2 protein-coding genes are annotated in these 13,726 nt (G+C 34.8%); both read right to left on the reverse strand.

Translation table 11 applies throughout. The features are described from left to right. The coding region (locus K324_RS0106570; protein WP_051354408.1) for an autotransporter-associated N-terminal domain-containing protein at positions 1–6,211 on the reverse strand (6,211 nt) is incomplete at its 3' end. A gap of 863 nt (positions 6,212–7,074) precedes the next feature. Continuing rightward, positions 7,075–13,722 carry an autotransporter-associated N-terminal domain-containing protein gene (locus K324_RS0106575; RefSeq protein ID WP_026748465.1) on the reverse strand — a complete coding sequence of 2,216 codons (6,648 nt, stop codon included), beginning with the start codon at positions 13,720–13,722 and terminating at the stop codon, positions 7,075–7,077. Positions 13,723–13,726: the final 4 nt, after the last annotated feature.

The raw sequence follows: 13,726 nt of genomic DNA on the forward strand, positions 1-13,726 counted from the left end.
ACACTCCTGCTTTAAGTATTGTCTGATTTTCTTTTGATTTTCCGATGTCCTTGAACTTGAATCTGTTTGTTACAGCTCCTGCATACCATCCGCTTGAGTTACCCATCTTGATTTTTTCATCCTCATGAACATAAGCCACACCGTAGGCATTGCTTGTGTAGTTAATGATTCCTGCAGTATCAGTGTTGTACTCATCTCTCATACCAAACACTTTAATCTTGTTGTTTTGTTTAGATGGATTTCTCCAGTCGTGTTTTAAGTATCTGAACTCTTTGTCCAGCAAGTTTCCAGTTGCGTTGATTCTTTGTTGAAGGTTTCCATACTGGTGTCCCATCATTTCGTCGAATGCCTGATACAGCAATACTTCCTCGTTGTTTCCTATTCCATTCAATTTCTTGAATATTAATCTTTCCCTTGTTCCTAAAGCCTTGACTCCGTATCTTTGTTCAAGCCCATCCGTAAAGTTGTATGTATCTGTGCTGTTTACCGGTGTTGCCTGTTTCCCTGCCCAGTTTGTATATGGTATCTTGGCCATGTATAGACTTGTTATCACTCCGTCCGAATCCAATGTCGGAGTCGCTATCCATCCTATTGAACCTGAATACACGTTCCATTTGATGTTTGGATTGCTTAACATTGCCTTTCTATATGGGTTTATTATCTTAGGATCATTTACCAATATATATTTGCTGTTTGTTGATTCTGCCGCTTCCGCTCCGATAATCAAGTCCGCCTCGCTTGTTAATTTCTGTAGTCCGTCTATTGATTTTGTGTAATTGACTCCTGATGTGTTTACATACAGTCCGATGCTTGAGGCTGATACCGTTATCGGATTTCTTCCAGTCGTATTTACCACTGTCGGTGTTTGTGGAACCCCATTTACTGTGATTGTTGCCGTTTTTGCTCCTGCAGGGGCGTCAATATTTACTCCCCCCACTCCTTTTCCTGTGGAAGGCACTGTAAATTCATAGATTGTATCCTCATCTCTTGTGCTTCCATTTACTCTCATGGTTCCGTAGTTTGCTACCGTTCCACCTTTCAGGTAGACTCCCACACCATTCTTAGCATTTATGTCGATAGTCGCACCTTTATTGTTTATCAGTTTTGAATCTTTTCCAAGATATACCCCCACTGTGTTTGTGTAAGTCCCTGAACCTGTCGTAATTGATTTATTGTTAATTACAGTCGCTCCATTGTCAGCATAGATACCTGTCGTGTTGCTTGCATTCAGTACAATGTTTCCATCATTTGTCGCCGTACTTCCTGCACCGCTCGCATACATTCCTATACTGTGTTTTCCATTTACATTGATTGTTCCCCTGTTCACAATATTTCCTGTGTCAGTTGTTGTATATCCTGCACCCATACCGATTGAGTAGAGGCTGCTAGGAACATCTGATTCCCCTACCGTGATCGTTCCATAGTTTGTTGCTGTTCCGCCTTTTATACTGTAGATTGCCACACTTCCTTTTCCGCTTGACAAGTTAATGTTTCCAGTGTTTGTCACTGTTCCCGCTGAATAGATTCCATAGTTCTGTTCCCCTGTGGAAGTTATGTTTGTAGCGTTCGTTACTGTCCCCTTCGTATCACTTGAATACATGTACACATTGTTGTTTCCAAGTCCCACATTTGAAATGCTTGAAGTTATCTTGTTTCCTGTTCCAACATTTACAAACCCGAATGAGTTGTTTCCAATATTGAATGCAGTTCCGCTGTTTGTAACAGTCTGTCCGCTTCCCACCGTGTAAACTCCTACTGCCTCATCCGTTCCTGTTGTTATTGTTCCGCCTGTCAGGTTCACATTTCCGCTTTGGGAATATATTCCGACTGCCGCATTCCCTATATTCAAGTTTCCTGCATTGTTTACATTATGCCCGTATATTCCAATTGTATTGTTTCCTGAACTTATTGTCCCTGTATTTTCAAGTGTCACAGTGTTATGATCTGTGTAAAGCCCAACATTAGGACTGCTGATTGCAGCTGAATTCCCCAATGTTACCGTTCCGCTGTTCTTAGCTGTGTATCCCGGTGTCCCAGTTGCATATATTGCCGTATTTCTGTCACCTGTCATGGTGATCTTTCCTGCATTCTCCAATGTCACCCCTGGAGAAAGTGAGGCATCCGGCTTGTAGGACATTGCAACTGAATCATTTCCAGAAGTTTCTATAGTTCCTGTATTTTTTATCGCCTGTGATTTGGAACCTTCTGAATACAGTCCTGTAGAATTAGAACCTATTGTAATCTTTCCTGCATTTTCAAGCAATGAATCCTCTGTTCCATAGATAGCTGTTGACTTGTCACCTATTGTCATTACTCCTGTAGCCTTGTTATACAGTTCCCCAAATTTAGTATACATTCCTGTGGAACCTGCACCGCTCAAGTTAATTGTACCTTCATTTGATAATGTAACATCTTTTCTTGCATACAGTGTGCTATTGTTCTCTTGAGCCATCGCAACCTGGCTGGCTTTTGTCCCTGTTATAGTCTTGGTGTTGGCATTCGTTATTGATGAATTTGAAATTTCAAGCTGATTGTATGCGTCGTTGGCAGCGTCCAGATTTACATTCTGATTAATCGTCAATTTACTTAAATATAGCATAAATGTCTTATAGTCAGTTCCGTTTATATGTGCACCTGTAGCTTTTGAAACAGCATCCCCTGTCGTATCGGACAGGTTCATTCCAACATTCTGTGCGATAAACAGTCTTGAACCTTTATTCATGTTCAGAGTAAGGTTTCCTAAAGTTGTCTTTGATCCATTTCCGAAGTTATTCTTTGCCCAGTCTTCAATCTGAGTCTTTCCAAAGTCGCCACCATTTCCTACATAATAGAAGGCATTACCTCTAGTATTAGGAGTAGTTCCTCCTTCAATAGTCGCAGTCATAGTACCATCTATAGAAACTTTTCCTGTACCATTTTCTCCAAGATAGAATAACAGTGATTTCTGTCCTGTTGTTGCTGTTCCAGTTCCTTTTAATGTTATCTTACCTTTATCAGCGTCATAGTTTACTGCACCGTCATATGCCTTTACAGTATGATTTCCAACTTCCAGTGTAGCATTCTCACCTGAATACAGTCCGATTGATTCCGATCCCTTAACATTAACATCTACATTAACATTCTTACCTCCATGACTTACAAGGCTTGAATTCTTACTTACAACAATACCGTAAGAACCTTTTCTAACCTTATTCTTACCATCCATATATTCGTAAACTCCAGCAGAGGTTGAAGCATTTCCACCATTTACAGTTACTGTACCGTCATTTTTTGCTGTCACTTCTGCCTTACCAGTATTATTATCTCCGATAGTCATTCCAGAAACACCATTCCCTGTAGCTGTTACTGTTCCTCCATATTCCAGAGAAGCAGTTGTTCCAGTTGACGAACCATTGATCAACACTCCAGTTGAACTATCTCCTGATACGGTTATCCTACTGTTTGCTCCTAATTTACCTTTTGGATTATATGTAGTTGTTGATAATTTATAACTATTTAAAAAAGCACCAATATTATTAGACACTCCACTTCCTTTTAATGTAATTTCACCATCATTGTTAAGTGCTCCACCTAAAGTAGACATTCCAACAGAGTTTTTTATGTCATTGTCAGTTATTATCTTACCACCTGTTTTATTTGTGGCTGTTGATAATCTTGCTAATTGTCCTATTGCAAAATTCCCTTTTAAGCTAATTTCACCATTAGCATCATTTATAACCTCAGCATTTGAGCCAACTGTTGTACTTCCACCTTTTCCAGTTCCATAATCTGCCCTCATTGCCACATTCATAGGTTGATCTGTATCAACTTTTGCTATATCTGAATCTATCTTTATTTTACCTTTATTTGTCATGTTGGAATCTACATTGACAAACATTCCTAATGAATTTTGTACTCCTGAAAGTTTAATAGTACCTTCATTTACAGCCTTACCTCTGTCCATGCTTACTTTATTTGTAACACTCGCATCTTCCATAAGTGCCATTGCAGCTGAATTATCTGCTTTATCTTTTTTATTTCCATCTGGATTTACTCTAAGCTCTATAGTTCCTGCATTTATCATTGAAGCTCGGTCAGAACCTTTCTTTGCAGCAAATTTCATTCCATAACTTTCTTTACCACTCATACTGATTGTTGCACCTGAATCATTTTTCATAATAACATAACTTTTGTCATTGGGAATATATGTGTATATTCCTATTGAACGTTCTCCACGAAAATCAATCTTTCCTGCATTTTCTAATATTTGATCTTCTTGTCCATAATCATTTCCATTTTCATATACTTGAGCTATTCCTACTTTATATCCTACATAACCATCTTCACTTTTTTTAATATAATAAACACTTGAAGCAGGCCCATAAATTTTTAAATAATGTCCTGTTCCTGGTGTTACAGAAGTTTCTGAAGCTATTGTTCCATCAGCATTAAATGTAAGATTTGTATCATATTTCTGAGTAATATTTCGTATATATTGATGAGTATTTTCTGTTTTATCTGTAATTGTTCCAGAATTCTTTAAAGTTGCTGAATTTTGTTGCGAAACCATTCCTAATGTTAAAATTCCACCTAGATTTAAAGTTCTTCCACCAGGAAATTCATAAACCTTTGAAGGATTATATCCTGATGGCCCAGCAGTGAAGTTATCAATTTCCCAGAATCTTGAACCTCCTATAAAGAAATATTGTTTATTCCTATCTATAGGAGACGCTGCATCTTGTGAAGCTTTAATCGGATCATTAAATTCAGCATTTCCAAAATTATATGAATTAAAATTATATTCAGTTACTCCTGCCGGAAGTTGGCTATTCGCACCGACTTGACTATGTCCTGGACGCCCTGCAACAAACTTAGGATCAGTTATATCTTTAGTATCAGTTTCTGCGTACATTTTAAAAGCATAACGTTGTTCCGCAGGTGATACAGCTCCATCTGTCCAAGTATAATGTAACCATGTAGTTATATTTTGATTACCTGTGTTATTATTTACAAAACTAGCTTGACTTTTTTGTCTAGGTGAAGGATCCGAAGGTAAGCCAGCACCAACTTCTCTCCAGTTATTACTATCACATCCTTCATTACAATCTGCACCTAATATTACTGAGAAAGTTGGTGGATTAGGAGTAAATGGATCTTTCGGTACACCGATAACTGGTTTTGGTGGTGTAAAACTAATCGCCTCTGGCAACGTAGGTGTAACTGCCGTTTTATCCGCTATTCTTATTGCTGATTTATTTATACTTCTTGGACGTATTCCTGCGTTTACTTCAAAAGGCACGATTGGTTCTTTTACTGGTTTTACACTGGCTATACCATATCCTGCTGCTGAACCTGAAGCAAAGTTTGGCCTTCTGTTTCTGCTTAACATTCCATAATTACTACTGTCTGGTGAGATTGCTCTTTCATAGATGTTCTGGCTTCTTTGGAATATCCCTTCATACGGATATTTCGCCTTTTTATCCCCTCTACCTTTATAAGTCCCATTCCAATTATTGTTAAAATAATTTATACCATATTGCCAACTGCTCCAAGGTGATTTAACTACATGATCCCCCTGTTCCATTAGTTGAATAAGTTCAAGATTTGTATTTTTTAATAGTTTGTCATTTTCTTTTCGTGTTGCCTTGACTTGCTGATGTATTGTCTTAATTGATGTAGAGATTGTTTGTCTTTGATTTTCGATACTTGTATTTGTTGGAGCTGAGAACAGATTACTTGTTGTAAAAAGCATTCCAGTAATTAAAAATGTTATTACTAAACTTTCTGTATAATGTACATCTTTACATCTTTTTGCATAGGCTCTCAAATCCTGCTTTATTTTTCTGATGTTATTTGTCATTTTTATACATCTCCTCGTAAGAAATTTTTTGTGATAATTAAATTTTTCATTTACAAAATCTATCATCATATATGATATAAAACCAAAAAAATATTTTGATCTGCGACTTTCTGTATAATGTACATCTTTACATCTCTTTGCATAAGCACGTAAATCCTGCTTTATTTTTCTGATGTTATTTGTCATTTTTATACATCTCCTCGTAAGAAATTTTTTGTGATAATTAAATTTTTCATTTACAAAATCTATCATCATATATGATATAAAACCAAAAAAATATTTTAAAAAAAGACTTTCTGTATAATGTACATCTTTACATCTCTTTGCATAAGCACGTAAATCCTGCTTTATTTTTCTGATGTTATTTGTCATTTTTATACATCTCCTCGTAAGAAATTTTTTGTGATAATTAAATTTTTCATTTACAAAATCTATCATCATATATGATATAAAACCAAAAAAATATTTTAAAGTATAGTGAAATTGCCTAAAAGTTATTAAAACTTGTTTTTAATTTTTTAGATAACATTCAAAACAGTTTTTAATAAAAGTGATTTTTTAGTGATTATAAGTGATTTTTTTCTTAAAATATTTATTTTAGTTAAATACTTTATCATAATTTATATTTTTAAAATTATCTAAATACCCAAACTACTAAAAAACCAGATTAATTTAAAGTCTAGGCTAAACATAATATTGTTATTTTTAATAAATAATTAGCTATTTATTATTATTTTTTTAAGTAAAAGATAAACTTTAAAAATATAATTTTATAAAATGAATTTTTTACAAACATTTTATCACACCTCTATTTTACCAGAGAAATTCAAAAAGTCAATTGTTTTTTTGCTTCAAAACATTTTTTATTTTTTTACATTTCATTGTTTTTTGTTATATTATTAAACTTAAATTTAATAAAAAACATAAAAATAACATTTTTTGACTCCAATCTTTTTTTCAACTAAGCAATATATAAATTTTATTATAAAAAAATTTATTTTTTCGTGTATTTCATAATAATTTTCTTATCTTAAATTTTTTTAAAAAATTTCTATTTTTTTCGTTTGTATTAATTTTTAAATTATATTTATTACAAGTTAAAAGAAATTTAAATTTTACTCTTATAATAAAATATTTTGAAAATAAAACTACTTTATCAGGAAAATAAAAGAACAGTGAAAACTAATATCTCACTGCTCTTTCTTTTTTTGCTTATCTAAATTCAATGGTTAAGATTAATAGATTGCTCTAAATCCAATACCTGCCCTTACATTCTTACCTTTGGTATCATATCCTCCATTTACTGTTACTCCAAATCTTGTGTTGTCAACTCCAATGTTCAAGTCAAACTTACCGTTTCCTTTTCTGTCATCCTTTTCTCCTCTAATTCCGAACCAGTCAGCACTTGTGTATCTTACTCTTGCTCTGTTGTTCACATCTCCAACTTTTCCTAGTTCATTCTCATAGGCTGCTGTAAGTCCAACCGTCAAGTTTGTTCTTACTGCTAACGGTTGAACATATTTGAATTCCATTCCAACTTCTGGCTTAACTGAGAAGTAGTCGTTCCCTTTTACTTCCAGTCTCATTTCCCCTCTGTCTTCCTTGATGTCGTTAAATCTTCCATATTCCATCTTCAAGGCTCCATATGGACGGAAATGTGTTCTCTCGCTCAATCTTACATCGTATCCTAAGTCTGTTTTCAATGCAGCACCGTAAGAATGATAGTCAGATTTTGCCTGGAATACGTCATCTACAACCAGGTATCTACGTTTCATGTCATTAATACCTACAAATACATCTCCGCCGATTGTCCATTGCAATGCCCCATTATAATCCTTCTTAGGCGACATTGTCTTGAACACTCCTGCTTTAAGTATTGTCTGATTTTCTTTTGATTTTCCGATGTCCTTGAACTTGAATCTGTTTGTTACAGCTCCTGCATACCATCCGCTTGAGTTACCCATCTTGATTTTTTCATCCTCATGAACGTAAGCCACACCGTAGGCATTGCTTGTGTAGTTAATGATTCCTGCAGTATCAGTGTTGTATTCATCTCTCATACCGAACACTTTAATCTTGTTGTTTTGTTTAGATGGATTTCTCCAGTCGTGTTTTAAGTATCTGAACTCTTTGTCCAGCAGGTTTCCTGTTGCATTGATTCTTTGTTGAAGGTTTCCGTATTGGTGTCCCATCATTTCGTCTGTTGCCTGATAGAACAATGTTTCCTCATTGTTTCCTATATGATTTAATTTACGACGGAGCTTGTCCAGCAAGTTTCCTGTTGCGTTGATTCTTTGTTGAAGGTTTCCATACTGGTGTCCCATCATTTCGTCTGTTGCCTGATAGAACAATGTTTCCTCATTGTTTCCTATATGATTTAATTTATTAAATAACAGTTTCTCCCTTGAATCAAGTGCATTTACTCCATATCTTTGTTCAAGCCCATCCAGGAAATTGTATGTATCTGTGCTGTTTACTGGTGTTGCGGCTTTTCCTGCAAAATCTGTATACGGTATTTTAGCCATATATACTTTTTCTGGAATTCCATCTGAGCCTATTGTTGGTATTGCAGTCCAAGTGAATGAAGCGGAATTATGTTTCCATTCAATGCTCTTTCCTGCTTTTCTAATTGCATCCTGATATGGTTTCAATATTCTTCCTGAAACTTCAAAATATTTTGAGTTTGATTTATCGGCAGCATCTATTCCGTATAGCAATTCTGCTTTTTTTACACCTAATAAATTATTCAATCCGTTAATCGGGTTTGTTCCCCTCAGAGTGTCAACATACATTCCTAATGAAGATACTAATGTGGCTTCCCTTTGTCCAAAAGGAGTATCCACTTTTACAACACTGGAACTTGGTACCGGTTTACCGTGTACTGTAATAGTTGCTTCCGAAGCCCCTTTTGGTACACTCAGGTTTATACTTCCTGCTGTTTTTTCTAGTGGTTTTCCGCCTGTCGGATCATATTTACCATCTGCTCTTGCACCACTTCCTATTGTAATATCTCCATAATTATACACAACCAGGCTAGTATTTTCCCCCGGCTCACCATTATTTACCCTGTATATTCCAAATCCTTCAGGCGAGTCAATATGCACTTTTCCTCCAGGATGGTTTATAAATTTAGATTTATTGCTGACAACTATTCCTGTTACCTTTGAATGTGCTCCTGCACCAGTTGTAGTAATTTTACCAAAATTTTCACCTGTTGCACCATTATCAAGATACATTCCTATAGCTTCATTGGCACCAAGATTTATTGTTCCTGTTGCACCATTAACAACCCTTGTATTTGCTCCAGTTCCATACATCCCTATACTTCCACCGGCACCATTTACATTTATTGTCCCATTATTAGTAACTGTTCCTGAACCTGATGTACCGTAACCAGCAGCCATCCCAATACTGAATTTTTGATTTGCCGCATCAGTTGAACCTACTGTAATTGTGGCATTATTTGTAGCATTTGCAGAATTTCCATTAGATGAATCTATACTGTAAATTCCAACATTCCCTATTCCGCTACCAAAATTAATATTCGCATTATTTACAACTGTACCATCAGCATAAATACCGTAGTTTTCACTTCCAGTAGAAGTTAATGCTGTCCCATTTGTAATAGTACGTCTCTTATCATTGGAATAGGCATATACTGTACCACTGCCTACATTTACATTCGAAGTATTACTTGTGAATGTTGAAGGTGTGTTTGACTGTCCCTGGATAACAAATCCATAAGACTTATCTCCAATATTAACTGTATTCGCATTATTTGTAATAGCACCGTCAGAACCTACATAGTATACACCAACAGCATCATTTGTTCCCACTGTTAAAGTACCGCCTATATTTACATTACCACCTTTTGAATAAACTCCTGTGGCCCCTTCTCCTGCTTTGACTGTACTTGTATTTCCCAGATTTACACCATATCCATAAATTCCGACTGTCTTATTTCCACCTTCTATAGTTCCATCATTGTTAAACGTTATTTGTGATTTATCTGTATACATTCCAATGTTAGGTGAATTTGCATTATCTGAATTAGCTAACTTTATTGTTCCATCATTAGTGACAGAATATGTTCCTCCACCTGTTGCATACATCGCCGTAGATTTTTGACCCTTCAAGTCAATCAGTCCTGTTGACTCATTCTTGAATACTCTTGAATTGCTGTGAGGATTATCATATGACATTGCTATCACATCATTTGAAGAAGATTCTATTGTCCCTGCATTTATTATTCCACCAGCTTCATTTGTATTTGCTCCTGCTGAATCTACCTTGTAATAAATACCTGTTGAATTTTCACCTAATTTAATTATTCCTCCAGCTTCATTTGAAGCAGTTGTAGACTGTCTGCCTGTAGGCCCCCTGTCATCTTCAACAACATAAATTGCCGTCGATTTCTTTCCAACACTTATATTCCCTTTATTTTCAACAATTCCTCTTTTTGCATAAATTCCTGTTGTTTCTTCCCCTGTTAAATTAATTACTCCTGAAGTTTCGTTCACCAGTTTAACCTTTGAAGCCTCATAACCATTTCCAAGTGTATCATTTCCATTTTCTTGTGCCATTGCAACTTGTTTATTTTGGCTTCCAGTCATATTATTCGCATTTTCAATAGAAGAATTTGCAATTTCCAGCTGATTATAAGGATTATTCACATCATTCAAATCTACAGCCTGATTTATATTCAATTTACTTAAATATAGCATAAATGTCTTATAATTACCCAAAGCATTTATTGTAGGTGCCCCTGTCAACCCTGATGTTAAACTTGTTGCTGATGTATCAGATAAATTCATTTCTACATTTGAAGCTACAAATAATCTTGAACCTTCTTCCATATTTAATGTTAAATTCCCTAAAGTGCTACTACCAGAAGCTCCCGTACCAAATGTATTATCAAAGTAATTTTGAATAGCAGCTGTATTAAATGTTCCATAAGTGGCACCAGGTGCTGTATAATAGAAAGCTGTTCCTCTATTACTTGCTGCATTTGCTCCAGTTGCACCTTTTATTGTAGATGTCATTGCTCCATTTATTTTTATTGTCCCTTTATTAGAACCATTATCAGAAGTGTAGAACAACAGTGATTTTTGTCCTGTTTCAGTAGTACCACCTTTAGTTATTATATCTCCACCATTAGCGGCAAAGAAGTTAATTGCTCCAGCTGTTGCTGTTACATTTGCCTTATTTACAGTTAATGTTCCTTCAGAATAAAGTCCTATAGATTTATCTGTTGTAACTTTAGCATCAACATTTGTATCTACTCCAGTAAATTTTGAATTTTCCCCTTTAACAACAATACCATAAGAACCTTTATTATTATTTGCCCCAGCTACTGCACCATTATTATTAACTGTTACTGTTGCATTTCCATTTAATGTAATTTCTGATTTACCAGTATATGTAGGAGGTGTTGTTGGCGGTGTCACCTCTTTTTGTCCAGCAAAAATCCCTAATACGCTGTTACCAGAAACTTTTACATTTCCTTCCATTGTTAAATTACTATTTGATGCTAATACTCCTATTGAATTATCACCTGACACTTCCGTATATGGTGTTACTGTCCCTTTAGTTCCAACCTCTCCAGTAGAATTTTTTAAATATATTCCTATATTATTTGTATCTCCTGTTCCAAGAACTTTAATCTCACCACTATTTTCTACTTTAGCATTATCTATTCCAACAATACCAATACCATGTTTAATATTTGTACTTGTAATTTTACCTTGATTTTTTAAAATAGAAGATTTATTGTTTGATTTTCCAGAAGCTAACATTCCAATTGCATAGCCACCATCTATCGTAATCTTACCAGTATCAGTATTTATAACTTCAGCTCCTCCAACATTTCCTACTGTTCCATTAGGCCCATTAAGATTATCTGCTCTCATTCCAATATTAACAGGTTGAGAACCGGAAGTTGCTTTTGTTATATTTGAATTTATTTTTATATCTTTTGTGTTTGTAATATTACTGTCTATATTAACATATGCTCCGATAGAGTTCTTTACATTTGTAAGATTTATTGTACCTTCATTTCTGGCATTACCTCTTTTTAAAGTTACTCCATTAGTAACGCTGCTATCTACCATCAAAGTCATTGCCGCTGAATTATCTGCCTGATCTTCATTATACTCATTTGGATTATTGTTACCATTATTATTTCCTAATGTAATACTAGCACCTTGAGCATTTACCATTGTTGCACGATCATCGGAATTTGCAGCTATTTTCATTCCATAGCTTTCTTTTCCGTGCAGATTTATTTCTCCTTCGTTACTCATAATTGCAAAATTTTTACTAGTAGGCAAGTATACATACATTCCGATAGATCTTGTACCAAAAAAATTAATTTTTCCAGTTCCAGAATTAGTTAATACTTGTTTATCCCCATTTTTCCAATCACCTGTGCCATATCTATTTTCTTCAACTTCTGCTATTCCTACTTTATATCCAACGTATCCTTTATTACTTCTATGTATTGTATAATTTGTAGTAGCTCCTCTAATACTTAAATCCTGTGGCATATTTTGTATCCAGCTATCCTCTTTCTCTTTTGAATCTGTTATAACTCCAGAATTTTTTAATGTTGCTGCATTTTCTTGAGAAACCATTCCTAATGTTAGTATCCCTCCTAAATTTAATATCTTTCCATTAGGAAAATCATATGTTACTTCACTAGTTTGATTATCAATTTCCCAAAACCTAGAACCTCCTATAAAAAAATATTGATGGTTTTTATCATCGGCAGGATTACCAGTTAGTTCCACTTCTTGAGAATCTAAAACTCCACCAGCAAATTCTACCTCACCCCCAAAATTATATGAATTAAAATAAAATTCATTTCCTGAAGGAGCATTATTTCCTCCTGCAGCAGGATTACTTATATTTGTAGTATTAGTTTCAGCAAACATTTTAAAAGCATATGATTTTTCAGCAGGTGTAACTAATCCATCTCTCCAAGTATAATGTAACCATGTAGTTATATTTTGATTACTTTGAGTATTAGATATAATATCAGATTTTGATATTTTTCGTGGAGTTGCGTTTGTATAACCGTGTCTCCAATCACTACTATTGCAACCTTCATTACAATCAGCACCTAACACAATCGCAAACGTAGGTGGCACTGGCAATGCAGGATCAGCTGGTAAAGTTATATCCGGTGACAATGGAGAAAATTTCACTGGTTCTGGTAATGTTGGGCTATTAGCCACTTTTGGTGTAAGATTTAATGGTGATTTATTAATATTTCTTGGATTAATTCCAGCATTTACTATTGTTGATACTGGTGGTTCCGGTACCGGAATATTACTTGCTATCCCATATCCTATTGGTAAACCTTGTCTTGCATTTGTTGCAGCTGAACGTGCTCCTTTTGATTTACCTAATAATCCATAATTTTCACTATTTGTCGGCATATATCTATTAAATTCATTTGTATCTCTTTCTAGGATACCTTCATAAGGATATTTCGCCTTTTTATCCCCTCTACCTTTATAAGTTCCGTTCCAGTTATTATTGAAGTAATTTATACCATATTGCCAACTGCTCCAAGGTGATTTAACTACGTGATCCCCCTGTTCCATTAGTTGAATAAGTTCAAGATTTGTATTTTTTAATAGTTTGTCATTTTCTTTTCGTGTTGCTTTGACTTGCTGATGTATTGTCTTAATTGATGTAGAGATTGTTTGTCTTTGATTTTCGATACTTGTATTTGTTGGAGCTGAGAACAGATTACTTGTTGCAAAAAGCATTCCAGTAATTAAAAATGTTATTACTAGACTTTCTGTATAATGTACATCTTTACATCTCTTTGCATAAGCACGTAAATCCTGCTTTATTTTTCTGATGTTATTTGTCATTTTT

Source organism: Leptotrichia trevisanii DSM 22070 (assembly GCF_000482505.1).
GTDB lineage: Bacteria > Fusobacteriota > Fusobacteriia > Fusobacteriales > Leptotrichiaceae > Leptotrichia > Leptotrichia trevisanii.

Bases quoted from the DNA above. Each gene is read 5' to 3' on its own strand.
- K324_RS0106575 (WP_026748465.1), bottom strand. From the start codon at position 13,722: ATGACAAATAACATCAGAAAAATAAAGCAGGATTTACGTGCTTATGCA.